This window comes from Salegentibacter lacus (genome assembly GCF_020164555.1).
GTDB classification, from domain to species: domain Bacteria; phylum Bacteroidota; class Bacteroidia; order Flavobacteriales; family Flavobacteriaceae; genus Salegentibacter; species Salegentibacter lacus.
The window spans coordinates 113,055-139,762 of record NZ_JAIQZB010000013.1 but is presented as its reverse complement, the minus strand read 5'-3'; the positions used below and the strand labels follow the sequence as shown (position 1 = coordinate 139,762).

The following is a 26,708-nucleotide window of genomic DNA, read 5'->3' as shown; positions in this document are numbered from 1 at the left end:
CCAGATAAACAATTAACCCTATTTTGAAGCACACCCCCCTTGCTATAGGGTTTAAAAGAAAAATAACGTTTGTATTGGGGCCAATGGCTACTTTTATTAAAAATCGTGTTTTAACCGGACACTAATGTAATTAAAAATAGAAATATTATAAAAATTCGTTTTTCTAGCAGAGAAGCGGATTTTTTTGTTTTGTGGAAAAGCCGCAAAATATAAAGTATCTTTGCACTCAAAATAAAGATTATGCTTAGAATTGGCGAAAATCATACGCTTAATATTGTAAGGGAAACCGAACCCGGACTTTTCTTGACAGATACTGAAGGAAATGAAGTTTTACTTCCGAATAAATATATACCCGAAACTTTTGAAATAGGGGAAGAGATTGAGGTTTTTGTTTACCTGGATCACGAAGAAAGACCGGTTGCGACTACTTTAGAGCCGCTGGTAAAACTCGATGAATTCGCCTTTTTAAAATGTGCAGAGGTAACTGAATTTGGTGCTTTTTTAGACTGGGGATTGGAGAAACATCTATTTGTTCCGTTTAAGGAACAGGCTTATCCAATGAAAAAAGGCGGACGATATCTTATTTTTTGCTATTTAGACGAAGAAACCGATCGTTTGGTGGCTTCCAGCAAGGTTCACGCTTTTCTAGATAATTCTGAACTTACCATAGAGCCTTTTGAAGAGGTGGATCTTATAATTAGCAATAAAAGTGATTTGGGTTACAATGTGATTATAAATCAATTGCATTTGGGCTTGATCTATCACGACGATGTTTTTCAGGAAATAAATGTAGGCGATGAAATGCGTGGGTTTATCACTAAAACGCGTCCCGATGGGAAAATTGATGTGAGTTTACAAAGGCCCGGTTACAGAAGTATTGAACCAAATGCCGAACTAATTCTTGATAAATTAAAGAAAAACGAAGGTTACTTGAACCTTACCGATAATTCTTCTCCTGAAGCAATTCACAGTCAGTTAGGAATTAGCAAAAAGAGTTTTAAGCGTGCTGCCGGAAATCTTTATAAGCAAAGAAAAATTGATATTAAAGACGACGGAATTTACCTTAAAGAAGATTAGTAAAAGTAACGACCTCTAGGTGAGTAATATTGAGAGCCGTAATACATTCTTCGCTGGGTTTGCCTGTGAAGGGCGTTTTGATAAATTCTTTGATTCTGATAGTAAGGATTGGAATTTAGGGCATCGTTATACACCTCGTCATTATCCCTAAGTCTGTAATTATTAGAAATTTCAAAAGCTTTTTTCTTTTGCGTAGTTGTTGGTAAAGGAGTGCCAATATCTACCGTACGTTTTTTCATATTACGCTGCTGTTCCAAAATTCCCACCATATCAACACTGGAGCGTTTATTTTCATCTACATTTATAAATGCACCATTGGGAAGGTCGAAACTCCCTTTAAAGAATTGTTGTCCAAAACTAAGGTCGCTCCATTCTGGTTCTATACTGTAATTACTGATCTCAAAATCGGCGATATCCCAATATTCCTGGGCAGAAACAGAAGTTATACTTAATAAAAACAGGCTTAGAAAGAGGAAGCGAAATTTCATTTTTCGGGCTTTTGTCTTTAATATAGCAAAAACAATGCAAATCTAATTGCGCTGCAAAGATATTAAGATAAATTGAAAAGCTTATTTTTGAATAAAATAAAGACCTATGAGTGAAATCAACTGGAAAACTGTAAAAGAATACGAAGATATAACTTATAAAAAATCGGGCGGCGTTGCGCGAATTGCCTTTAACCGACCTGATGTTCGCAATGCTTTCAGGCCTAAAACGACTTCAGAACTTTTAGAAGCCTTTCAGGATGCACACGAAGATACTTCCATTGGTTGTGTTTTACTTTCTGCAGAAGGACCATCTTCCAAAGATGGGAAATGGGCATTTTGCAGCGGAGGCGATCAAAAAGCACGTGGCCACCAGGGCTACGTGGGCGAAGATGGCTATCATAGATTAAATATACTGGAAGTTCAGCGTTTAATTCGGTTTATGCCTAAGGCTGTGATTTGTGTGGTTCCAGGTTGGGCTGTAGGCGGCGGGCATAGTTTGCACGTGGTTTGCGACCTAACGCTTGCCAGCAAGGAAAACGCGATTTTTAAACAAACCGATGCCGATGTGACGAGTTTTGATGCCGGTTATGGCTCAGCTTATTTAGCTAAAATGGTAGGGCAGAAGAGAGCCAGGGAAATCTTTTTCCTCGGAAGAAATTATTCTGCTCAGGAAGCTTATGAAATGGGAATGGTGAATGCGGTAATTCCACACGATGAACTGGAAAATACTGCTTATGAATGGGCGCAGGAAATTATGGAAAAATCGCCAACTTCCATAAAAATGCTGAAATTCGCAATGAACATGACCGACGACGGAATGGTGGGGCAGCAGGTTTTTGCGGGAGAAGTTACCCGTCTTGCTTATATGACCGATGAAGCCAAAGAAGGCCGTGATGCATTTCTAGAAAAAAGAAAACCAAATTTTGATAAAAAATGGATCCCATAGCCAAAGGTTTTAGCAATGAACAAATAGATTTAGCTTCCCTGCCCAAATATGAGTCGGTAGCTTTTTCTTCAGTTTCGCCTAATTATCTTATAAAAATGAATATTCAGACGGGTATCTTTATGCTCGTCTTGTTAATTGGGCTCGGTGTATTTTGGTTTTTTCAACTAAATCATCTGCAGTCAGGGATTATTTTTGCGGTTTTGTTGATTGCTTTTGTATTCAGGTTCTGGAATAATTATAAACTGCTTCAAATTCTGGGTTATGCCATAAGGGAGAGAGATGTTATTTATAAAAGAGGTTATATTTTTAGTAAAGCTACGGTAATCCCATATAACAGGGTGCAGCATGCGTCTATTTCAAGAGGGGTTTGGGATAAGGTTTTAGGTATTTCCAGCCTTAATATTTTTACTGCCGGTGGAAGTGGTAGTGATATCACGATTCCAGGATTAGAACCGGAAATGGCAGTAAGGTTAAAGGAAGCCATCGCAGTTAAGATTTCTAATGATGAATCCTAAGGCATACAATGCACCTCAGCGTCAATCAATAGCCGGGGTGCTTCTCATCTTCTTCTCCAGTCTTTATAAACTATTCAGAATGTTTTGGGCCCTGGGAGCCTATTTGTTAATAAGCGGCCCCAGTAACAACACATTAATTTATACTGGCTTAGGTTTACTAATAGTAGGTATTTTAACTTTAATCTATAGCTATCTCTACTACCGTAAATTTATTTTTTATATAGATTACAATCGGGAGGAATTTGTTCTGGAAAAAGGTATTTTTTCTACAGAAAATGCGGCGATTCCTTTTGATAAAATCCAACAGGTTTATTTTAAGCGATCGATATTGCAACGAATAATAAAGGTTTACAGTCTTGTAATAGATACCGCCGGGAGTAATCAAAAAGAAGTAGAAATAAAAGCAATTTCTGAAGATGATGCCAACAATCTTTCAAAAATACTTGTAAAAGCAAAAGCTGAGAAAACTGAATCAGTAGAATTAGAAGGGGGATCATCAGAATCTGAAGGAAATAACGAGGTTTTCTGGACACATAAAGTAGGAATTCTAACACTTCTTAAAATTGGGATAAGCACCAATTATTTACGCGGACTCTCTTTGGTTTTCGCTTTTGTGATGACTATTTACAATAGGATAAACACCTATTTTAAAGACCGGATGGAAGATGTTGAAGTCTATTTTGATCAATTTTCTGGGGTTTTGCAGTCTATTGGATATTTAGCAATACTTTTTATACTGCTTTTACTTTTAAGTATAAGCATTACCATTATTGAAGTTTTTATCAAATATTATGGCTTAAAAATTCAGCAGAATAAAGATAAAATGGAAGTTGAAATGGGCTTAAAAACCAATACCAAGGTTTCCCTGCAACCCAGAAGGCTTCAGTTAATGAGAATTAAAACCAACCCGGTTCAGAAACGTTTTAACCTTTATGAAGCCCAAATATCCTTATCAAGTAGTGAGAATGAGCTTCAGAAAAATAAAATAAAGATCCAGGGCTTAGGAAAAGAGATTGTAAAAAAGATAAAATACTTTTTATATCCGGAATCTTCTAAATCTAGTTTCAGTACTACTTTTAGACCAGATAAATTATTGTTATTTCGAAAAATTTCATTGGCAATGTTACCGGTATTAATGTTTCTTTTACTCTGGTATCTTACAGATTTTATAAACCTTCAATTATGGGTTGTGTTAGCCATTGCAGGTTTATATATTATTGCAGCTTTAACTTTACAAATACTAGCATTCCAAGCTCGAAAACTAATAATTACCGAGGAATTTTTACATAAGAAAACAGGCTTCTGGAATAGGACGGAAGAAACCCTGGAATTATTCAAAATACAGTCTATAAGTGTGAAGCAACCCATCTGGTATCACAGAAAAAATCTTGTAAATGTAGTTTTCCATACCGCAGGGGGCGATCTAAGATTTTATGCGGTCAATACTGATATTTTGCAATACGTAAATTATGTATTGTATAAAGCTGAAGTTAGTTCTAAGAACTGGATGTAACCTCTAACAAAAAAATCCCCGGTCTAAAAATATTAGATCGAGGATTTGTACTTTTAACAATTAACAAGATTTATCGTATTGCCGGATATTCTTTAGGATTTACTTCGTTGAAGATCGCATAAACTTTTTCAAAAATATCTTCTGCTGAAGGTTTACTAAAATAGTCCCCGTCGGTTCCATAAGCTGGACGGTGCTCTTTAGCTGTGAGCGTTTGTGGTTTGCTGTCCAGATATCTCCAGGCATTTTGCTCGTTTAAAACCTTATCTAAAATAAACGCAGAAGCTCCTCCCGGAACATCTTCGTCTATAACCAGAAGTCGGTTGGTTTTTTCTACGCTTTTTACAATGTCGTGATCCAGATCAAATGGAAGTAGAGACTGGACATCGATTACCTCGGCGTTAATCCCGAATTCATTTAATTCCTCTGCGGTTTGAGCCACAATTCTTAAAGTAGAACCATAAGAAATTAAAGTGATATCGCTTCCTTCTCTAACTGTTTCAACTTTACCAATTGGTGTTCTAAGTTCAGAAAGGTTGCTCGGTTTTTTCTCTTTTAAACGGTAACCATTTAAGCATTCTACCAAAAGAGCAGGAGTGTCCTGTTCCAGTAGCGTGTTATAGAAACCAGCTGCTTTGGTCATATTTCTGGGTACAAGAACAAACATTCCGCGCACCAGGTTTAAGATTCCGCCCATTTGTGAACCACTATGCCAAATACCTTCTAAACGGTGACCACGGGTTCTTATAATAAGCGGGGCTTTTTGCTTTCCTTTAGTTCGATATTGTAGGGTAGCAAGATCGTCACTCATTCCCTGCAATGCATACATTACATAATCCAAGTATTGAATTTCGGCTATTGGTCTTAGGCCTCTCATTGCCATCCCAATTCCCTGGCCAAGAATGGTGGCTTCACGAATACCAACATCGGCAACGCGTAATTTTCCGTATTTATTTTGAAGTCCTTCAAGGCCCTGATTTACATCACCAATTTCTCCGGCATCTTCTCCAAAAATTAAGGTTTCAGGTTTGTTGCCGAAAATTTGATCGAAGTTATCACGCAGAATAATTCTTCCATCTACATCTGATGAATCTTCATTATATTCGGGTAAGACTTCAGTTTGAAGACCGTTTGATTCAATATATAAATGACTGTTATAATCGTCAGCCATATCTTTTTCAAAATCAGATAGCCAGTCAAGAAGCCTTGATTTTTCTTCAGAATTTTCGTTTCGAATAACTCTTAAAGTCTTTCTGGCTGCAACGGCAAGATCTTTTTTGAGGGGTTCTTTATTTCCGTTTAATTCTTTAGCCAGTTTAATCACCGCTTCTTTTTCGTCGGTGTTTTTTGCTAACTTAGAAAGTACAGAAAGCAGTTCTTTTTGTCTGGCTTTGGTAGGTTCTGCATAATTATTCCACGCAGTTCGTTTGCCTTCTCTAACTTTGGTTCTTATTTCTTTCTCAATACCCTGTAATTCTTCGTCTGTACTAATATTATTTTCAATAATCCATTCCCTAAGCTTTACGTTGCAATCGTACTCGCGCTCCCAGGATAAACGCTGTTCATTTTTGTAACGTTCGTGAGAACCAGAAGTAGAATGACCTTGCGGTTGAGTAAGTTCTACCACATGAATAAGAACCGGGCAATGCTCATTTCTGGCTATCTTTTCAGCTTTTTCATAGGCTTCAATAAGTGCTACATAATCCCAGCCATTAACTACAATAATTTCGTAGCCTTTATTATCTTCATCTCTCTGAAAACCTTTAAGGATTTCAGAAATATTTTCTTTGGTGGTTTGGTGTTTTGCGTGAACTGAAATTCCATATTCATCGTCCCATACGCTCATAATCATAGGAACCTGTAAAACACCGGCGGCATTTATGGTTTCCCAAAAATGGCCTTCACTGGTACTTGCATTTCCAATGGTTCCCCAGGCGATTTCATTTCCGTTTTCTGAAAAGTTTTCGGGAGATAGTCCTTCTACGTTTCTATATATTTTTGAAGCCTGTGCAAGGCCTAAAAGTCTCGGCATTTGGCCGGCAGTAGGGGAAATATCAGCACTGGAGTTTTTCTGCTCCATCAGGTTTTTCCAGCTCCCATCTTCATTAAGACTGTGGGTGGTAAAGTGACCTCCCATTTGTCTTCCGCCAGACATTGGCTCGTTTTCCAGGTTAGAATCGGCATACAAACCGGAAAAGAATTGTTCTATGCTAAATTGATTAATGGCCATCATAAAAGTTTGATCACGATAATAACCAGACCTAAAATCGCCATTTTTAAAAGCTTTTGCCATAGCAAGCTGTGGCACTTCTTTTCCATCGCCAAAAATTCCGAATTTAGCCTTTCCAGTAAGCACTTCGCGTCTTCCCAGAAGGCTGCATTCACGGCTGGTAACGGCAATTTTATAATCTGCCAGCACCTCGGCCTTGAAATCTTCAAATGAAATTGAATCTTTAGTTTTTGTTTCGCTTTGCATGAACGTTATTTTGAATAATAACAAATATAACGAAAACTTAGATTGTACACAATTCATTAAAATCAAAATATTTTAAGAAAAGTTTATTTTAATGGATTTTTATTGTGTTTAGTGGAATAAAATAATCGAAATCACATAAAATAATGATTTTTATGTAATTGAAATGCAGAATGCTAAGAATTACCTAAGCCTTTAAATCTTTGTTAATACCAGCGTCGGGTAAACAGCTTGATCAAAGTGTTAATATCTAAGGATACAATAAATCTTATTTTTTGATCATAATTTTCCTGGGCAATTTCCCAACCTAAATTAGAATAAACAGGAAAGAAAACTTCAAAATAATCGTCAACTAAACTTAGCCGAACTCCAGAATCGTATAAAAACTTTGCATTTTCGTGCTGGTTTTTCACCAAACCTACATCACCATATACAAAAAACCATTTATATAGGTTTGTACTGGCATTTAATGTTGTTAGCCATTGGTTGGCATATTCGGGTTGTAATTGTGATTTAAAACCACCTTCAGCAACAATAATTTGCTGGCTAAATAAACCAGAGCCCTGGCTTCTTCCGTAATAATTATAATCGAAAAGATAATCTGTAGGCCTATCTAAGGCAAAACTAAAATAATTTGATTCCATATCATCACTGTATAGAAAAGTTCCCGTAAAAAAGCGTAGATTGATTTGACGGTTATTCTTAAACAGTTTTCTATACTCCAGGCTCATAGATATTTTACTGAACTTTTCTGCCAGTTGAAAATCGAAAGAAGCTCTATAATAATCTACCAAATGAGGCTTGCTATACCTATAATTAATGTTGAAAACATTATAATTAGGTTCATCCAAAGTTTTATTAGGATCGCTATCCCTTCTCACATTTACATTCCTTATCATTAAATTTTGACGCTCATTATCCCGCAAATATTTATCTCTGAAAGAAAAATTTAAAAACGGTGTATATTTTTCATAGAAAAGATTATAACCATAGGAATAACGCGTTCCCCCAAGTCCGTATGTAATCGCGTATAGTTCTTTATTTTCAAACTGATGGGTATTACTGAAGGAAGCCGAGCCTACTATGGTTTTACTATTAAAACCGTATTTGGGAGAAATATTAAAGTTGAATGTTTTTGAAAGAACTGTTTTGTTATACAATTTAGGACCAATAGAAATACCATCGTAAAGGTTATAACTGAATTCTGGCATAAAAAATAGCTGTGAATACCTCGGGTCTTCTATATCTTGAAATAACCTAAGTTGAAGCGGTTTATTAAAAAGTTTGGTAACCGCTTTGTAATTATCCCGTTGATTAAATTCAGGGATTTTTTGCTCATAATTTAATGCAAGCCTATCTACATCCTGCCGGGCAATTTCTATTGTTTTGGTTTTATCTATATTTTCTACCCATTTTTTAAAGACTATTTTTCCATCTTTTAAACCATACAGAGAAACCGGAAAGTCGGTTTTTCTCTTGTTCTTTATGGTAACCCGCAGAGAATCTTTTGTTTTATATAAGCTTTGAATGGTGAAATCTATTTTTTTATTTGAGTTTACATAATCCTGAAAAAACCAGGAAATATCTTTAGTGGCATATCTTTTTAAAGTTTGCTCAAAATCTTCAGCAGTGGTGGGACGCATATTATGTTCCTCATAAAAATCTTTAACTGCATCTTTAACCTTTCCGTTTCCAAGGTAATCTTCAATATATTTAAGGCCAACTCCTGCTTTATAGGAATTAGCGATATTTTTATTGAATTTAACCAGGGAATCCTGAGCTGCACTTAGGGGTTGGTCTAGATTCATGCGCGCCATATTCATATAAAGAAACTGGTACTGATCGTTAAATTCTAAATCTGCAGCGTGAAACCATCTTACACCTATAATACTGCTAAGGTTACCTAAGAGTTTCATATTTGGGTAATACTCATTCACATAATCTATCATTAAAGAAACCAGAATAGCATCGTGTATCCACTGTTCTTTGCGCGGATTAATATGCACCGAGTTCTCTAACAAATAATTGGTAATGGTTTTGAATTGCTTAATATCATATTGAAAACCATCAGGAAACGGACGGATGAAACCTGGTAATTGATTTAAACCGTAAATAGGACTGTTTAAATAATCGTCCCGGGTTACAAAAATGTTTTTATGAGGATATTCGCCAAGTCGGTCGTTGTAGTATTTTATAATACGATCTAACAGAATCCTTTTAATTTCTGGCTGAAGTTCATCATCATCTACATTAGTAAGTACTTCGTGAGCATCAGTCCTAATAGATTCAAAAATAAAAGAATTGGTAAGGTATAATTTGGTGTCTAATTGATTTTCCCCTGAAAGTTTAACTGTTTTTGTACCATTTGTGGTGTGCACACTTTCAAAATCCAGAGCTGAACCCACGTAGTATTCAGGTGGTGTGGTAAGGCTGATTTCAATATCATGCATTGCATTATATTGATCACCTAAATTTTTGTGGCTATAAACTTCCCATTCACCATTTTTGTAGACTCCAGGCGTAATATACCAATACCTAAGTTTGTAGTTATTATCTGAATCTACCCCGTAGCGTGTAAATTTATCAATCGGAATTTTAACCCGATAATCGAGATTTATGGTAAAGCTTTCCCCGGGAAGTAATGGTTTGTAAAGTTTAAGATTTATAAGATCCTGTGCTCCTTCAGGACGCTCCCAAATAAGGGTGTCATTTTCAGAATTTGTTATAATTCCTATATTGGTAGCACCACGTTCATCATTTTTAGCAAACCTGAAACGCCTTGCAAATTCCTCGGCAAAACGTTTGGCGAGGGGTGTGTTCTTTGCACTAAAAGCATTTGCCCAATCATTTAAGTAAAGTTGGGTAAGAGTATCCTTGCTGGAGTTGGTATACACCAATTCCTGTTCTATAGTAAAGGTATGCGTACTATCGTTTAAGTGAGCATTTAAAGAGATGGAGTTTTGAGTAAAACCCCATCCAATTCCCACAAAAAAAAATAAAAAAAACAGATAAAATCTCAAGGGGAATATATTTAGCGTATCACAGAATTTGAGCTAAATATAATCAAAGTTTTTTTCCCTCCTCAAGAATTAATTAAAAGTTAGGACTAAGGTTGTACTCACCATAAAATTCGTTTAGAATTTCAATAACTTCATCTTCGGTATCTACTACCTGAACAAGGTCCATATCTGGTGCACTTATGTTTTGAAAGGTGTCTAAAAGTGTACTTTGTATCCAGTCTACCAGTCCGCCCCAAAAATCTCTTCCCACCAAAATAATAGGGAATTTATCGATTTTATGGGTTTGAATTAGTGTGATTGCTTCAAAGAGTTCATCTAAAGTTCCAAAACCGCCCGGCATGACTACAAAACCCTGGGAGTATTTTACGAACATTACTTTTCTAACAAAAAAGTAATCAAAATCCAGGCTTTTATCGTTGTCAATATATGGGTTGTCGTGTTGCTCGAATGGAAGGTCAATGTTTAATCCTACAGAGGTTCCACCACCAAGATGAGCACCTTTATTACCAGCTTCCATAATTCCAGGACCACCGCCGGTTATTACTCCATATCCATTTTCAACAATTTTTTTGGAAATCTTTTCGGCCAGTTTATAATATTTCTGATCGGGTTTGGTTCGTGCAGAACCGAAAATGGAAACACAGGGACCAATTTGACTTAGCTTTTCGTAGCCATTTACAAATTCGCCCATTATTTTAAAGATCGCCCAGGAATCGTTTGTTTTAATTTCGTTCCACGCTTTATTTTTAAGATTGTTGTTCATATTATAATTAGTATTGTTAGTGTAATTCTTTTTTAAGGAAACCGGCAGTATAACTTTTCTTCGATTTGGCAACTTCTTCGGGGGTACCTTTAGCGATTACTTTACCGCCATTTTTACCACCTTCAGGACCAATATCAATTATGTAATCGGCCATTTTTATTACGTCCATATTATGTTCTATAATAAGGACGGTATTTCCTTTATTGGTTAATTCGTTTAAAACGTCCATTAACACCCGAATATCTTCAAAGTGTAAACCGGTGGTAGGCTCGTCTAAGATATAAAAAGTATTTCCGGTATCCCGTTTTGAAAGTTCTGTAGCCAGTTTAATTCGCTGGGCTTCCCCACCCGAAAGCGTGGTACTTTGCTGTCCTAAAGTGATATACCCCAAACCGACATCTTTTATAGTCTTTAATTTTCTATAGATCTTCGGAATAGGCTCGAAAAAGGTAGTAGCTTCATTAATCGTCATCTCCAAAACATCAGCTATAGATTTTCCTTTATATCGAATTTCTAAAGTTTCTCTATTAAAGCGTTTCCCCTGGCAGGTTTCGCATTCAACGTAAACGTCTGGGAGAAAATTCATTTCAATAACCCTTAATCCGGCACCTCTGCAGGTTTCACATCTTCCACCTTTAACATTAAAACTGAATCTTCCGGGTTTGTATCCACGAATAAGAGCTTCGGGCGTTTTGGCAAATAAGCTTCTAATTTCTGAAAATACGCCGGTATAAGTAGCCGGGTTAGATCTTGGAGTTCTGCCAATGGGCGTTTGATTAATGTCTATAACCTTATCGGCATTATCCAGTCCCTTGATTGTTTTATAAGGTTTTGGCACTTTTACGCCATTAAAATAATAGGCGTTCATGATAGGATACAAAGTCTCGTTGATTAGGGTAGATTTCCCACTTCCAGAAACACCGGTAACCGCTATCATTTGTCCTAAAGGAATTTTTATCGAAACATTTTTAAGGTTGTTTCCCGTTGCTCCTTTTAGTTCTATATGCTTTCCGTTTCCTTTTCTTCTTTCTTTAGGAATCGCAATTTCTTTACTTCCGTTTAAATATGAAGCAGTAAGTGTGTCGTGTTTTAATAATTCTGAAGGGGGACCTTCACTTATTATTTCGCCACCGTGTTTCCCTGCTCTTGGGCCGATGTCTATAACATAATCGGCGCGTTCTATCATATCTTTATCGTGCTCTACCACAATAACCGAATTGCCAATATCACGAAGAGCAATTAAAGAATTAATGAGCTTTTCGTTATCACGCTGATGCAAACCAATGCTGGGTTCATCTAAAATATAGAGAACACCAACCAACTGTGAACCAATTTGTGTGGCCAATCTTATTCGTTGTGCTTCCCCGCCTGAAAGTGATTTTGAACCACGGTTAAGCGAAAGATAGGTGAGACCAACATCTACCAGAAAACCAATTCTTGTTCTAATTTCTTTAATCACTTCAGAAGCAATCTGGTTTTGCTTTTTGCTTAGTTTATTTTCTAATCCAGTAAACCATTTAGCCAAATCTTCAATATCCATTAAAGAAAGTTCAGCTATATTCTTATCGTTTATTCTGAAATAAAGTGATTCTTTTTTAAGTCGGCTGCCTTCGCAATCGGGACATTCAACTTTATCCATATATTCTTTGGCCCAGCGCCTTAAAGAAGTAGAATCGTTATTATTAAATGTAGTTTCAATAAAAGTAGCTACGCCTTCGAAATTGATCTTAAACTCACGGGTTATCCCAAGGCTTTTCGATTCTTTACTAAAAGTTTCTTTACCGCCGTGAAGTATAAACTTCATCGCGGCATCTGGAATTTTAGAAACGGGATCGGTTAATTTAAAGTCCCAGCGTTCAGCAATTAATTCTAATTGAGAAAATACCCAGTTTTTCTTTTGCGGACCGTGAGGAGCCAAAGCCCCATTTTTAATTGATTTAGAATTATCTGGGATAATTTTATCAATATTCACCTGGTATAAAGTACCAATGCCGTTACAACTTGGGCAGGCACCTTTTGGTGAATTAAATGAAAAGGTATTTGGTTCAGGGTTTGGATAGGAAATCCCGGTAGTGGGACACATTAAATTTCTACTGAAATAACGAACTTTTTCGGTTTCCTGATCCAGGATCATAAGAGTGTCACTACCGTGATACATTGCAGTTTTGATGCTTTCATCTAAACGTTTTTGCGCATCGGTCTTATCGTCAATTTTTAAGCGATCAATTACAATTTCTATATCGTGCATTTTGTATCGATCGAGCTTCATCCCTTTTACAAGATCCCGAACTTCACCGTCTACACGTGCTTTTAAAAATCCCTGTTTGGCTATTTGTTCAAATAATTCACGATAATGCCCTTTTCTGGATTTAATAACCGGAGCGAGCACACTCACTTTTTGCCCCTGAAAATCTTTTAAAATAAGGTCTTTTATCTGGCTATCTGTATAACTAACCATTTTCTCACCGGTCTTATAACTATAAGCATCCCCGGCGCGGGCATAAAGTAATCGTAAGAAATCGTAAATCTCGGTAATAGTCCCAACCGTACTTCTAGGATTTTTACTAGTGGTTTTTTGTTCTATAGCAATAACAGGAGAGAGCCCTTCAATTTTATCTACATCGGGACGCTCCAGGCCGCCTAAAAACTGCCGTGCATAAGCCGAAAAAGTTTCTATGTAACGACGTTGTCCTTCAGCATAAATAGTATCAAAAGCCAGGGATGATTTCCCGGAACCCGAGAGACCGGTAATCACTACCAGTTTTTCTCTTGGAATATTAACATCTATATTTTTAAGATTATGAACGCGAGCCCCTAATACTTCTATAAATTCGTCGGTTTTTGCCATATTTTTTATCAAGGGGGCAAAGGTACTTAAAGTGGTGCTAACTAAAAAGAAAGGATGTTTCTGCTAGTGTTAATTATGGTTTAAAGTTTAAATGTGAATAGTTCAGCTTATAAAAATTAGAAAATTATCAATATTTATAATCATTAGTAATAAAAAGATAGGTTTGCCAGTTAAATACGAGTTAATTTATTATCTGTGGTCATAATCTCTGTTAGTCGGCTTACATTTCATTATTATTAACCAACCAAAATATTTAATACTTGATTTACATTAGCTTTTACCTCCGAAACCTCCCGCTTTCCATATCAAACACAAAATTTTCAGAAATTTATTCATCCCTTTTTGCAGGTTTGAAGAAACAGGTTAGACTTTTAAAAAAATTAAAGTCACAATCTGAATAGCTTTTTGATTGAAGATTTTTGACTGGCCGTTTACGATGGGGCATTATACGATGGGCATTAACCGTAGGTTAAAACCCCCGAAGATATCTTAGTTTTTTTTTAAAATCTTGTTCTGTGAATTCTTAAACTCAAAACTATACAATTATTTTTCTGTCAGTATTATTTGAAATTTAAGATGACGGAATATGTGATTTGAAGGATAAAAAGATTTTACTTACTTAATCTGGTGATCGTTTATATTCACATCTGTTTAATGGGGAATTAGTGTTACAAAAATCAGAATGATAAATTTACAGGCTTTCCTACGAGCTATAAATATATATTTATCGGATTTGTAATCACTTTCATCTTTGGTTTATTTTATTGATTGTCAGTATAATATTACTTTATTTTTTTGCATAAAATAAGGTTAATCCCCTATATTTGAAATACCAAATCTTCTTATTTTTTTTCCACCCCCCGGAAAACTTTAAACCTATTATGTAGGTAAATTTTAAAGCCCTATCAATTTTGCCCCTTTATTTTTTGCACCCCAAGTGAGATTTAAAACATCCAGATCCTTACATCTAAATGTTTTGAGTCTGTCAAATTAATGTCTTGTGGACTTTCCACGGTTTTTAACTAACTGGCTAAACAGCCGCAAAATTGATGTAGTATGATAACGGATAAAAAGCAATTACTGCTTATTACCAACAAACAAAGTATGGTAGACTGTGTTCAGGAGGGGGTTAGTATGCAATTTGAAGTAGCCCACGCAAATTCTTTACATACAGGTTTTAACATTGCATTAAACTTGTTACCCGATGTAATTCTATTAGATTATTCTTCTTTTAGATCGGGAAGGAATTTTAAAAATATCGCCAATTTTAAATCCAATCATTTTCTTACCAAGGCCTGGCTCGTAGTTTATGCTGAAGAACGTTACAGGGCGGAGGCCGAGAGCCGATTTAGAAAAGTTGTAGATGAATTTGTTTATTCTCCAACTATAGAAGCGCTATGTGGAAAAATCATAAAATTGGTATACAGCAATCGTTCTCTTTCTAACTTTTGGAAAGATGCCTTTATGGGTATGTTTAATATAATTTCTCAACCGGTAGTGTTACTGGACCAGAACGAAATTGTGGCAATGAACGATGCTTTTAAACAAAGTTTTGATGTGAAAGAGAAAAATGGTTTAAAACTCACCGACTTTGTAAATTGCCAAAACGTACAAAAGGTAAAAGATAGTTTAAGGAATTTTGCCAGAGGTAAACACATAAAAGCGGCAACAAAGACTGCCTTATTATTAAGGAATGATAAGGTAAGAAATGCCCGAATAAATTTTTCTAAATTAAATAGAAATTTCGGCCATCAGTTTGTAATGTTTATAGATTTCGTAGAAGAAAACGATGTTATTAATGAAGGAATAGGGACAGCATCTGAAGAGGTAGAAAATTGTTTTAAACAGAATAGTCAACTTACCGATTTTAAATTCACCAATAGAGAAAAGGAAATTATTGAACTACTTATAAAAGGATACAAAACCAAAGATATATCTGAAGCTTTGTTTATATCTCCTAAAACGATAGAGAAACATCGCTCCAATATTATAAAGAGAACAAACTCTGATACTATCCTGGAAAGTATTATTTATGCGATTAATCATAAGCTTATAGATTATCAAAAAGTGTAAAAATTAGTCCTTTCGGCGAAATAGGGGAGAAAACCCCTATAGCATGAAAGGAAAGAATTAGACTACATTTATCATATGAATTACTAGTCACCCCACTTCACTAGTTTTTGCGATCAACCTATTTATTTACCGCCCCCTAATTAATATTGATATATCAAGATGCTCTTAACAGAGTCGTATTATATATATTGTTTTAACCATTCTAAATATTTATTAACCAAAAACTTTAGTGTTATGAAAAACCTAAAAAATTACTTTACCGGCCTCGCAATCATTGCGATGTTATTTACATCTTGTAGTAAAGATGAATCCACAAATAATGTGGGAACCGATGGAGAAATGGCAAGCATTTCCCTGGGCGCAGTTTTAAACGATCTGGATAGACAGGGTTTATTGAAACAGGCGATTCCTGAGTGTTCTGAAGATGCTCCTATGTATGTGAGAGTCGTACTTACCCATGATTTGGGAGAAGAAGATGTAGTTGTTCCTGTTAACTTTGATGGAACTACTTATTTTACTGATTATGATGATGAGCTGGAAATTCCAATTCCTGCGGGGGAAACAACTACTTCAATTAGTGTAACCGATTTCTGGGTGTATTCCGAAGAACCAGGGGACACAACCTTGCCAATTTGGGTAGCACCAAAAGAAGGAAGTGATTATGAAAACTTTGTAAACGATCCTCTTCCAATTAATTTTGATCTTAGAGCTGGCTCAAAGAAATACGTAGATGTAGAAGTATTATGTTTTGATGATAGAGATGTAAACTTATACGGATATCAATTCTTTGATCTTGTACCAATCCCGCTGATTAAATTTTGTTTATTCGGAAACTTCTGTCCTTCAGAAGATGGAAGACACTATGTAGCCGGTTATACAGTAAATGTATGGATGGGCTCAGAAGCAGTTGGAGATCCAATTTACACAGAATCTAATGTTGTAGATGAAGACGATGTTACAGGAGATTACTATTCAGATCCATTATGTTTCTGGTTACCTGATACAGCCGAAACTGATACTTACTATTTCCAGATTACTCTGAATAATACCGACGAGTATAGTTCAGATGATGCCGGAGAAGTTATTCTTGCAGGTCCAATAACTGATGATGAAATCAAAATGTTCTATAGTGAGGACGATGATTCAACAATGGATTACTACCACTTTAACTATGGATGTGGAAATGATAACCCTCCACCATTTGATGATCCTAGAACCGAAGCTAAACGTTATAAGGCTTGTTTAAAGAATTTAGGTGATTCAAATGCTGTAGGATTTGCATATCTGAAGTTACAAGGTAATCAATTAACTGCTACTACTGCAGCTACTGAACTTACTCCAGGAGATGTGCCACAACACATTCATGAAAATGCAACCTGTGCAGATTATGGTTCGCCAATTTGGGACCTTGATTACACAGGAGATGTTTGGCCAGAAGCAGACGCAGCTGGAAACTTATTCTATACCAGGACTTTTACTTTAACTCCTGCTCAGGTAGCAGCTGCTAATTTAGATCTAAGAACTGCAGTTTTGCATGAAGCAAATATGACACCACTTGCTTGTGGTGAGTTTGAAGAATATTAAAACACCCTAAAGGTGTCCCATCCTGGGACACCTTTTTTAATCATTTTAAAACCAAGAAATAATGAAGAATTTAAAATTAATTCTGGCCATTTTCGTGGCTACGGGGATGCTATTTTCTTCCTGTAGTAAAGATGAGGCTAATGAGCCCTCTGGAAATGAGGAAATGGGTAGTATCTCAATAGGTGCTATTCTAAATGATCTCGTGGATAATAATCGTCAGGCGATTTCAGATGAAATCCCGGTATGTTCTGATGATACACCAATGTATGCCTGGGTTGTACTTACCCACGAATTGGGAACTGAAGATGTAGTTGTACCTATTCTTTTTGATGGAGAGACCTATTTCACAGATTATGAGGATGATTTGGAGATCCCTATTCCTGCGAATGAGACAACAACTGCAGTAAGCCTCACCACATTTATGGTGTACGCTGAAGAACCAGGAGAAGGTGTTTCACCTATATGGGTAGCACCAACAGATGAAGGAGAATATAAGAACTTCGTGAACGATGCCTTACCTATCAATTTTGATTTAAGAGCAGGCTCTAAAAAATATTTAGATGTTGAAGTCTTATGTTTTGATGATCGGGATGTAAACCTTTATGGTTACCAGTTCTTTGATCTTATTCCTATAGAACTTTATGAGTTCTGTGTATTTGCTAATTATTGTACAGATAATGGTAGACATTATACAGCGAATTACAATCTAGATATTGATTATATAAGAGAAGGGGAAGAGGATATTAATTTATACACCAATAAGTCTCCTGAAACCGGAAATACCGAAGATGATAATTCAGGTGACTGGTATGCAGAGCCACTATGTTTAGCAATCCCTGCTCCTATGTATGACGAGTTAGACACTGACGTTTACCTACGAGTTACCGTTACTTTAGCTGATTGGGATGATAATTACGGAACCCCTGGTGCTGAGGAGCCTGAGGTTATTTACTTAAGCTGGAACGATGTTCAGTCGTACTTTGGTGATAATGACACTATAGACTATGAGCATATTTTCTTTAACTGTGGAGATGACCCAATACAAGATTGTCCAATAACCGAGGAAGATACCGACGGTGATTGTGTGCCTGATAATGAGGATGAATGTCCTGGTTATGATGATAGAGATGACATGGATGGAGATGGCGTTCCAGATGGATGTGACTCATGTCCTGAAGATTTCGGTGATCCTCTAGATGGTGGTTGTCCTATTGATGAATGTGCCGGCGATGCAGACGGAGATGGACTTAATGATTGTATAGATGAGTGTCCCTACCAGGCTGGTCCGGAATCTAATAACGGATGTCCTGAAGAAGAAGGTGATTACTGTGAAACCGCTTATATGAAAGGTGATACAGGGTTAAATACACTTGCAAATGCTAATCGTTGGGGCTGGGCAGAACACTATCAAACCAGTGAAGATGGAGATAGTAAAACATTTAGTATTTGGGCAGGAGCAGGCCAAAATGACACCTCTAAAGGAGAACTTGTAGGTACTGCTGAAATCTCAATAGATGATGATGATATCACATTGGAGATCACGCTAGAACCTGGAGTAAGTTTAAATGAGCTTCACATTAATTTAAGTGAAGAGGTACCATCGGGAAATAACGTTTTTGCACCTGGTCAATATAACCTGAATGATGAGGTTAACGCAGGTACTTTAACTTATACCTGGGAGAGAGACTATAGTGATGACTTTTATATTATTGTTCACGCTGTAGCTTGTTACTAAAATCAGAAATAAACTATCAGGAGCTTTAATCTCCTGGTAGTTTTTATTAACCATTCTAAATATTTAATCCAAAAACTTTAATTATGAAACTTTTAAAAAAATATCTGGCCCTTGTGGCCGTTCTTTCCCTCTTTGTTACCTCGTGTACTAAAGATGAGGACGGAACTTTAAATAATGACCCAGGTTCAGAGAGTTTTGCTGAATTAAGTCTGGGAGCAACCCTTAATGACTTTGTAAATCGGGCAGCGGTTAAACAAAGCATTCCAGACTGTTCCTCTGAAGCTCCGGCCTATGCGCATATCGAGCTAACACATAATTCAGGGACAGACCTTGAAGGTGTTATTAACGTAAACGTTCCTATTTTAAGCGAAAATGGAAGCTTTTACACTGATTATGATGAGGATTTAAAAATTCCTGTAGCAAATGCCGATGATAAAACAGCTACTGTATCTGTTACTACGTTTTTAGTTTATGATGGAGATCCAGATGATGTAGGTTCTACAGTAATTTGGGCGGCTCCCGCAACAACTAGTAATTATGGAGCTTTTGTAAATCAGGGGTTACCATACAATTTTACGATAAGAGCAGGATCTAAAAAATATGTTGATATAGAAGTTTTATGTTTTGATAATCGAGATGTAGATTTATATGGTTATCAGTTCTTTAATCTGGTTCCTGAAGTACTGCACGAAGTGTGTATTTTTGCAAACTACTGCAATGAAGATGGAAGACATTTCGCTGCTAATTACAGCCTGGAAATAATATATACTGGTGGAAGCGAAGATATGGTTTTACATGAAAGCATGGATCTTCCAGAAGATAGTTATGGATTTGATGAGGATACCGGTGATTATTATGCTGATCCTTTTTGCTTTGCAGTTCCTGCGCCTATGTACAATGAGACCAGTACTACAAATTATATAAGAATAATCGCAACCTTATCAAATTGGACAGGGAATTATCCAGATCCAGCTGATGAAGAAATTATTCTTGATTTGTCGTGGGGAGATATAATGAATAGTGTACAAGAAGATGGTACAATTGATTATTTCCACTTACTCTTCTGTGATCAAGATGATCCTGGAAATGGAAATGGTGAAGAATGTGACCCAGAAGATCCTGCTGCCGATTGTGATAACGACACGATACCTAATGGACAGGATAATTGTCCAGGTATTGCGAATACAGATCAGGCAGATTTAGATGAAGATGGTGTTGGTGACGTTTGCGATCCAGATATTGATGGGGATGATATCTTAAATGAAAATGAAAATCCCGGCTGTGTAAGAGATCCTTCTCCAGATTGCGGTATAACAGTAGTTCCTTGTTTAACAGCAGCTGCTAATGGATGTGTGTCCACAGAAAGTACAGATATTAATTTCAATAGTATCTCTAGTCCTGTGGTGACCAATGTTTATTATGGAGATTGGTCGGCAGTACTTGTAGAAGGTGGCCTGTTTGTTGGAATTACCCCTATTATACCTTATGAAATATCAGCTATAGAGGTGATTGTACTTGAAACGGCAAACTGTACAGAGATATCTGTGCCAAATGAAGGAGGATCTATAACCATTCCTGAGATTACAGCAGATGATTTACCTATAGATATCAGTGTTAGAGCGAATATCTGTGATGTTTCTGGTGAACCACAATAAATAAACACTCAGCTAATTTAAACCGGGGGGTGACTAAGAAGCTGAGTAGTTTTTATTTCTCTCCATTTTTGGTAGTGAGATAAAAGAGGCTGTGCGAGATTTTCGCACAGCTTTTTTTGTTAAAAAAATTAACAAACTAAAAATTAGTCTGTATGTTGGCAGCAAGTTTCTGGGTATTTTCAGTTCATTTTTTATTAAAAACTATTGAAATAGTAGCAAAGACAGTCATCAAGAAATAGATGAAGAAATATTCTTATTAAGTTTTAAGAATTCCCAAATTGTTTTAAAACTTAAAATCAATCATCCTTGTAGGAATCTGACTATTAATTTTTTAGATCTATTTGAGTGCGTTTTTTTTTGGAATGACCTTTGTAAATCCAGAATCAAATTTTTATTAATTAAATCATAAAAAGTAAAACCCTACTTATGAAAAAAAGCAAATTTTTGTTACTACCTGTTCTGGCGATTCTGGCATGTAGTAAAGATCCAATTTCCGAAAATGTGGAATCAGAAACGCAATTAAAGCCTGAGGAAATTTCTGAGCAACAGACTGAAGTTGCTTATCCTGACCAAACAGGCCCCGTCTCAGAGATTTATTATGGTGGTCAAAGGATGCCAGTAGAATCACAAGACGGTAATTATGTCTATCAGGGAGATATCCTAATCCCAGCAAATCAAACTAGTAAATCCCCACAAAATCTAATTTTGGATAAGGACGAGACTCCCCAAAAGAGTACTGGTAGAACCAGAGGTATGTGGCCCGAAAATACTGTGTATTACTCTATAAACAACAGTCTACCTGATAAAAACAGGGTTCACGATGCCATACGTCACTGGGAGAATAATACCCCTTTAAAGTTTGTAGAGAGATCAGGACAATCAAATTACATATATTTTACTACCGGGTCAGGCTGTTCCTCTTATGTTGGTATGATTGGCGGTAGACAGAATATAACGCTATCTGATTATTGCAGCACCGGGAATACCATTCACGAAATTGGTCATGCCGTAGGACTATGGCACGAACAAAGCCGTGCAGATAGAAGTAATTACATTCAAGTACACTTAAATAATGTTAGAAGCGGTGCTGAGCATAATTTTCATACCTATGCAGCCAGTGGTTTTGACGGTGATGAATATACTACAAGCCTGGATTTTGGCTCAATAATGATGTATGGCGCATATTCGTTTTCTAATAACGGGAAGCCTACAATAACTAAAACTAACGGTAGCATTTACCAAGTTCAAAGATATGAATTATCTTCCGGAGACATCCAGGGTATTGAGAGTATGTACCCCACCGGCGGTGGTACACCAAGGTATACTAATGGTGAATATTATACAATTAGTGGTGTTACGGTTCTTAGAGCTAATGATCTTTGGTATTATTGGACTAAATACGGATTCAAAAGAGTTGAATTAAAGAACAACCGTTGGTATTGGGTTTAATTCCATATTTTATTATAAAATTATCAAAACCCGGGGGATTTCCTCCGGGTTTTGTATTTTAAAATTTATAGGCTACATAAGTGTAGATTTATTTTCCACAACAGCTGAGGTTATTTTCCACAATTATTACTATAAAAACAATACATATTCCAAGCCTCGCAATTTCTAAAAAAATTATTTTTCTAATTCTATCACCTTTAATTTCTTCTTTCGGAACTCTGTAGTTTGCTTATTATTATAGTTTCTACGTTTTCTCAAAATACTATTAATTAGAGTTTATCGAATTTAATGGTCTTTCATCCTTTATTATAATAAGATTTATATAGAAACTTACTCAGAAATTAATTTTTTCACACTTCTGTAAGAATAGGACTATTAATTAATTAAACTCATTTTGGTTAATCTTACAGGATTTTCCCCATACACTAGTGCTACTCCTCCTCATAAATTAGTGTTAAGATTTTAAGGCATTTCCTACCAGCCAGAAATCTTCGCCCCCAATCATTTTACCCCTAAACTTTATACTATAATGCACCTGATTTATTTCAGGTTAGATAACTAAACTATTTAGGTCATGAAAAAAATTATACGTTTTAGCCTGGGAATAATTCTAATGTTATTTTGTGTTGTTTCCTGTACCAAGGAAGAAGTAGGTAAGGAATTAGAGGAAGCCCATGCTGTTGGGAAACTTTCTTTTGGAAGTGTACTAAGCGACCTGGCTAATCGAAACCAACTAGTTAAACAAGCTAACTCTGATGCTTATGATATTCCACAATGTTCAGATGAAAACCCACTGTTTGTTAGAGTTGCTATTAAGGTAAAAAACGAAAATGGCGATTGGATTTGGTATAAAAATTCTCACCAGGAGAAGATAGAAATTGAAGTAAATCCCAATGGAACCGATTTGGATAACGATGGTAATTTAGACGCCTGGTTTACCCAGGAATCTGCAGATCTGGAGCTTGAAGAAGGTGAATATAGAATAGAATATTTTGCGGTAGCAACTGCTGCCGGAAACGATCAAGACGACATAATTTATATGGCTCCCAGGATTCCTGATGGAGATTTAGATTATAGCCAGAGTATTCAATATCACAATTTCGTTGATAAACCATTACCAATAGAAGTTAAGATACGTCCCGGGGTAAAATATTACCAACCGGTTCAAGTCTTATGTTATGAAGAGCATTATGCTTTCGCTTTTGGTTATTTATTCTTTGATTTTAATACAACCAATTTAGTTTACCTATGCACTTACGGTAATGTGTGTGAAGAAGACCAAAGACATATGCCCGCCCAATTCAAAATGAAAGTATGGGAAGGTTCAAGTGAAGGTGATCTTTTAGTAGTTGCCCAAAATGAAAGAAAGACTTTTAATGATGATATTGGTACTCATTATTATGCAGATGCACTCTGTTTCCCACTTCCCGAGATCGATAATTATTATGCAAAAATATGGCTTGTAGAGGGCGAAACTGAAACTTTAATAAGAGAAGGAAGTTTTAATGCTGAAAATCTTGGTAACATATATCAGGAAGCTCAGGAACATTATTACTACCACTTTAGAGAAGCTTGTTGCGGTGAAGCAGATAATTTCGATTTATTATATGATTTAACCGACAATGAAGGAGAATGTGAAGAAGAACCCCAGGATCCGGAGGAGCCGGAAGACTGTGTGCCTTGTGATAATGATGAGGGCGGGAAAATAAAGCAGCTTACGGTTAAATATTTAGGTGACGATTCAATTAATTTGGTGGTAACTCATAACGGGCCAGGCTCTCCTTACGAAATATTTAATGGAGATGTAAATACAAATGAAGAAATACTACTGCCAGGGGAGGCAACAAATGGAGGACATCCTATTCCTTCAGTATGGACAGAATTGGAATTTACAATTTCAGATACATCATATAATCTACATACAAGTTGCTCAGAGCCATTTTATCCGGGACAAATTTTCGGGAACGATCTTTTTGAGGTGATTTCAGCAACAAACGTAGATAATCAATCAATATGTGCATTAGAATAAACTAAAATATAAACCCATAGGCCTGTCATTGGGTGGTTCTTTTACAGGCTTATTAATCAAACCTTTTATTAATTAATCTAAATTTTTTATTATGAAAAACTTTAAAATTTATTTGGCTTATGTCGCTCTATTAGCGATGGTAATGACTTCCTGTAGTAAGGAAGACAACCCAGACAGTCCCGATGGACCGGCTGGAGAAGAGATGGTAACGCTCTCTTTTAAAGGTGCTCTTAGTGATTTTAACAGAAAAGTAGAAACTAAGCAGGCTGTAGATGCTCCGATTGGAGGGTGCTTTGAAGATGCAGATCCTGCATATGTTATGGCCGGTGTTAAGGATGGCGGTGGAAACTGGGTTAGTGGAGGCTACATAAAAGTAGACGTAATTCCAATTACAGTAGATAGTGATTCTGATGGGAACACTAATTATTTGACTTTTGAAGCCGAAGAACTAGAACTAGAGCAAGGTATTTATTCATTAGAATATTTTGCAGTATATAATAGTAATGATGATCTAATTTTAATGGCACCAAGGAGTGATAATAATTATGGTCCTTATAGTTTTCACAATTTTGTAGATTTCCCATTGCCTCAAGAAATCGATTTAAGAGCAGGTACAAAACATTATCAAGAAGTTGAAGTATTATGTTATGATGAACAAGATGTTCAGGAATATGGTTACTTATTCTTCGACTTTGAAGAATTACCTCTTACTTACATCTGTTTTTTCGGGAATGAATGTGACGATGATGGAAGACACAGACCTTCTCATTTTAGAGTAAAAGTTTGGGAGTATCCATCTATACCTTCTGATTTGCCTGTAGCTTTTACCGACGATAATATTTTGGTAGATGATACTAATGATTATAACAACGGAGAAAATTCTGGTGAGGAAATTACTCAAGCAGATCCATTATGTATTCCATTACCAGATCGTAATGGTGAGGGTGAAACCTGGTTCTATGGTGAGATTTGGACTATCGATGCTCAAGGAAATGAAACCTTAATTAGAAGAGGTGACTTTACTGATGAAGATACTAAAGATCCTAACTTCGAAATTAATGGTAAACAAAAGTACTGGCATTTTAGAGAAGGTCCTTATTGTGGAGAAGATTCAGATCCTTGTTTATTAAGTAGTGTGGTTGAAGACTGGGTACAGGACTTTGGGACAGGTGTAGTTTCTTTAACCAACTTACAAACCGATTATATTGATGTAGATACTAATAACGATGGTGATTATACTAATGCCGATAATCCAGCGGCTACTGCTCCATTTGGGGGGTATCTTATTACCAATGATCCATCTAAATACTGGTCTGGTTTTGTAGGTCCTAATCAACCTGGTGATGATGGAAATATGATCGTATTTGATGGTTCTCCTGATAAATCAGATAGAGTTATCTATACAATGGAAACTCCGGAATTATGTGCAGGTGATACTTATTTCTTAAAAATGAGAGTTAAAGATATTAGTTCACCAGATCAAAATAATGCTAGACTAAGGGTTAGATATCGTACCGGCAATCCAGAATCTGGAGTTACAGCTGGGAACTTCTTAATTGATCCGTTAGTTACCGATGCTAGTTCTGTTTGGAAAACAGTAGGATTTACAATGACAGCTACTGAAGATGGTTCGATGATTATTAGAATTAGAGATCGTGAAGAAGATAATACAGGAAACGATTTTGCTATGGATGACATAGTTTTATCTAACGATCCAACAATATTGAATGGAGTTAATCCTGCAAATATCAATCCTTCAAACTAATTTTTTAACTTTAACCTATAAAACTAAAGAGCCCAAATCGGGCTCTTTTTTTAATTGCTCATTTCAACTTTTACAAAAGCTCTTAACTCCTCAAAAAACATCCTAAATTCATTCTCAAATTCGTCATAAAACTCACGTAATTCTTCAACGGCTAAATACATTTTAGCACGGTATTTAATTCTTCGGTTCATTTGAAAAAGAATTTTCTCAATGCCATCTATTTTTCGATAATTAAAAAGCCAGTTATCAGCAATCATATATGGAAGAAAATTTTGAACTGGTTTTGGTAAAACTTCAAAATTATCTTGAAGAAGTTTATAAAAATCTTCAGTATAAATCTTTAAAGGAATATCACTGTAATCTTTCCAGTTTGCTGCTAGAAAATGATCATATAAAATGTCTACGATAACGCGGCTATAATGTCCATACCTGTCAAATAAACGTGCTACACTTTTGCTTACAATAGGATGAGTATCAGTAAAAGTATCAATAGCACGATGCAGTACAATTCCCTTTTGAATTTCCGGTGGATATTCTAAATACTGTTTTCCTTTAATCGAATCTGCGATAAAATTCCCGATTTTTAATTCGTCATTATCGCCCGAAAGGTATATGTGTGCTAAGAAATTCATCTTTGAAAGTTACATAAATCCGGTAGTTTCCTGTTTAATTTTTGTTAAGTTTTGGCGCTACCTGACTGCTCCTTGTATATTTGTTAAAATTTTACTCGATAATCGAGGTTTATATATCTATAAATAAAATACGGAGCTAGCTCTTA

17 protein-coding genes are annotated in these 26,708 nt (G+C 36.0%); 11 read left to right on the top strand and 6 right to left on the bottom strand.

Features of this window, described 5'->3' with window-relative positions; all coding sequences use genetic code 11:
- Positions 1–240: 240 nt before the first annotated feature.
- Positions 241–1,077 carry a CvfB family protein gene (locus tag LB465_RS12205; protein WP_224470147.1) on the top strand — a complete coding sequence of 279 codons (837 nt, stop codon included), beginning with the start codon at positions 241–243 and terminating at the stop codon, positions 1,075–1,077.
- On the opposite strand, the gene LB465_RS12200 is transcribed toward LB465_RS12205, so the two are convergent.
- Entirely contained in the window at positions 1,074–1,565 is a 492-nt protein-coding gene (locus tag LB465_RS12200; protein WP_224470146.1) for a hypothetical protein, read from the bottom strand. The genes LB465_RS12205 and LB465_RS12200 overlap by 4 nt on opposite strands.
- 106 nt (positions 1,566–1,671) lie before the next feature.
- Here LB465_RS12200 and LB465_RS12195 point away from each other — a divergent pair, with 106 nt between their 5' ends.
- From LB465_RS12195 to LB465_RS12185, 3 genes are read left to right on the top strand one after another with little or no spacing between them, the layout of a single operon-like run.
- A complete protein-coding gene (locus LB465_RS12195; RefSeq protein WP_224470145.1) occupies positions 1,672–2,511 on the top strand; it encodes a 1,4-dihydroxy-2-naphthoyl-CoA synthase in 840 nt (279 codons plus the stop codon).
- Positions 2,499–3,026: a PH domain-containing protein gene (locus LB465_RS12190; RefSeq protein WP_224470144.1), complete on the top strand. Its 528-nt coding sequence runs from the start codon at positions 2,499–2,501 to the stop codon at positions 3,024–3,026. The genes LB465_RS12195 and LB465_RS12190 overlap by 13 nt, the downstream gene beginning before the upstream one ends.
- On the top strand, positions 3,013–4,539 hold the full coding sequence (locus LB465_RS12185) for a PH domain-containing protein (protein WP_224470143.1): 1,527 nt from the start codon (positions 3,013–3,015) through the stop codon (positions 4,537–4,539). Before LB465_RS12190 ends, LB465_RS12185 begins: the two co-directional genes overlap by 14 nt.
- A 70-nt stretch (positions 4,540–4,609) precedes the next feature.
- Here the strand turns inward: LB465_RS12185 and LB465_RS12180 are convergent, their stop codons facing one another.
- The 4 genes from LB465_RS12180 to uvrA all read right to left on the bottom strand — a co-directional run bounded on the left by LB465_RS12180 (position 4,610) and on the right by uvrA (position 13,640).
- Entirely contained in the window at positions 4,610–7,012 is a 2,403-nt protein-coding gene (locus LB465_RS12180; RefSeq protein ID WP_224470142.1) for an alpha-ketoacid dehydrogenase subunit alpha/beta, read from the bottom strand.
- Positions 7,013–7,215: 203 nt separating this feature from the next.
- A complete protein-coding gene (locus LB465_RS12175; RefSeq protein WP_224470141.1) occupies positions 7,216–9,996 on the bottom strand; it encodes a gluzincin family metallopeptidase in 2,781 nt (926 codons plus the stop codon).
- Between the two features lie 106 nt (positions 9,997–10,102).
- Complete coding sequence (locus LB465_RS12170) at positions 10,103–10,792, bottom strand: LOG family protein (RefSeq protein ID WP_224470140.1); 690 nt, start codon at positions 10,790–10,792, stop codon at positions 10,103–10,105.
- Between the two features lie 16 nt (positions 10,793–10,808).
- The gene (gene uvrA / locus LB465_RS12165) at positions 10,809–13,640 is read right to left on the bottom strand and encodes an excinuclease ABC subunit UvrA (RefSeq protein ID WP_224470139.1); all 2,832 of its coding nucleotides are present in this window, start codon (positions 13,638–13,640) and stop codon (positions 10,809–10,811) included.
- A 1,056-nt stretch (positions 13,641–14,696) separates the two neighbouring features.
- Between uvrA and LB465_RS12160 the strand changes: the two genes are divergently transcribed.
- The 7 genes from LB465_RS12160 (at position 14,697) to LB465_RS12130 (ending at position 25,930) form a co-directional block, all read left to right on the top strand.
- Positions 14,697–15,713, top strand: coding sequence for a LuxR C-terminal-related transcriptional regulator (locus tag LB465_RS12160; RefSeq protein WP_224470138.1), 1,017 nt, complete (start codon positions 14,697–14,699; stop codon positions 15,711–15,713).
- A 234-nt stretch (positions 15,714–15,947) separates the two neighbouring features.
- The gene (locus LB465_RS12155; protein WP_224470137.1) at positions 15,948–17,297 is read left to right on the top strand and encodes a hypothetical protein; all 1,350 of its coding nucleotides are present in this window, start codon (positions 15,948–15,950) and stop codon (positions 17,295–17,297) included.
- A 61-nt stretch (positions 17,298–17,358) separates the two neighbouring features.
- Positions 17,359–19,032 (top strand): thrombospondin type 3 repeat-containing protein, encoded by a 1,674-nt coding sequence (locus LB465_RS12150; protein WP_224470136.1) that lies wholly within the window; start codon positions 17,359–17,361, stop codon positions 19,030–19,032.
- A gap of 83 nt (positions 19,033–19,115) precedes the next feature.
- Entirely contained in the window at positions 19,116–20,687 is a 1,572-nt protein-coding gene (locus tag LB465_RS12145) for a thrombospondin type 3 repeat-containing protein (protein WP_224470135.1), read from the top strand.
- A gap of 426 nt (positions 20,688–21,113) precedes the next feature.
- A complete protein-coding gene (locus LB465_RS12140; RefSeq protein WP_224470134.1) occupies positions 21,114–22,136 on the top strand; it encodes a M12 family metallopeptidase in 1,023 nt (340 codons plus the stop codon).
- A gap of 574 nt (positions 22,137–22,710) precedes the next feature.
- A complete protein-coding gene (locus tag LB465_RS12135) occupies positions 22,711–24,165 on the top strand; it encodes a hypothetical protein (protein WP_224470133.1) in 1,455 nt (484 codons plus the stop codon).
- 112 nt (positions 24,166–24,277) lie between these two features.
- Positions 24,278–25,930, top strand: coding sequence for a hypothetical protein (locus tag LB465_RS12130; RefSeq protein WP_224470132.1), 1,653 nt, complete (start codon positions 24,278–24,280; stop codon positions 25,928–25,930).
- A gap of 50 nt (positions 25,931–25,980) precedes the next feature.
- On the opposite strand, the gene LB465_RS12125 is transcribed toward LB465_RS12130, so the two are convergent.
- Positions 25,981–26,562 (bottom strand): acyl carrier protein phosphodiesterase, encoded by a 582-nt coding sequence (locus tag LB465_RS12125; protein ID WP_224470131.1) that lies wholly within the window; start codon positions 26,560–26,562, stop codon positions 25,981–25,983.
- Positions 26,563–26,708: the final 146 nt, after the last annotated feature.

Excerpts from the sequence above, each read along its gene's own strand:
- LB465_RS12125 (WP_224470131.1), bottom strand. The coding sequence starts at position 26,562 with ATGAATTTCTTAGCACACATATACCTTTCGGGCGATAATGACGAATTA.
- LB465_RS12135 (WP_224470133.1), top strand. The coding sequence starts at position 22,711 with ATGAAAAAAATTATACGTTTTAGCCTGGGAATAATTCTAATGTTATTT.
- LB465_RS12190 (WP_224470144.1), top strand. The coding sequence starts at position 2,499 with ATGGATCCCATAGCCAAAGGTTTTAGCAATGAACAAATAGATTTAGCT.
- LB465_RS12140 (WP_224470134.1), top strand. The coding sequence starts at position 21,114 with ATGAAAAAAAGCAAATTTTTGTTACTACCTGTTCTGGCGATTCTGGCA.
- LB465_RS12180 (WP_224470142.1), bottom strand. The coding sequence starts at position 7,012 with ATGCAAAGCGAAACAAAAACTAAAGATTCAATTTCATTTGAAGATTTC.
- LB465_RS12170 (WP_224470140.1), bottom strand. The coding sequence starts at position 10,792 with ATGAACAACAATCTTAAAAATAAAGCGTGGAACGAAATTAAAACAAAC.
- LB465_RS12160 (WP_224470138.1), top strand. The coding sequence starts at position 14,697 with ATGATAACGGATAAAAAGCAATTACTGCTTATTACCAACAAACAAAGT.
- LB465_RS12185 (WP_224470143.1), top strand. The coding sequence starts at position 3,013 with ATGATGAATCCTAAGGCATACAATGCACCTCAGCGTCAATCAATAGCC.
- LB465_RS12200 (WP_224470146.1), bottom strand. The coding sequence starts at position 1,565 with ATGAAATTTCGCTTCCTCTTTCTAAGCCTGTTTTTATTAAGTATAACT.
- LB465_RS12150 (WP_224470136.1), top strand. The coding sequence starts at position 17,359 with ATGAAGAATTTAAAATTAATTCTGGCCATTTTCGTGGCTACGGGGATG.
- uvrA (WP_224470139.1), bottom strand. The coding sequence starts at position 13,640 with ATGGCAAAAACCGACGAATTTATAGAAGTATTAGGGGCTCGCGTTCAT.
- LB465_RS12155 (WP_224470137.1), top strand. The coding sequence starts at position 15,948 with ATGAAAAACCTAAAAAATTACTTTACCGGCCTCGCAATCATTGCGATG.
- LB465_RS12205 (WP_224470147.1), top strand. The coding sequence starts at position 241 with ATGCTTAGAATTGGCGAAAATCATACGCTTAATATTGTAAGGGAAACC.
- LB465_RS12145 (WP_224470135.1), top strand. The coding sequence starts at position 19,116 with ATGAAACTTTTAAAAAAATATCTGGCCCTTGTGGCCGTTCTTTCCCTC.
- LB465_RS12195 (WP_224470145.1), top strand. The coding sequence starts at position 1,672 with ATGAGTGAAATCAACTGGAAAACTGTAAAAGAATACGAAGATATAACT.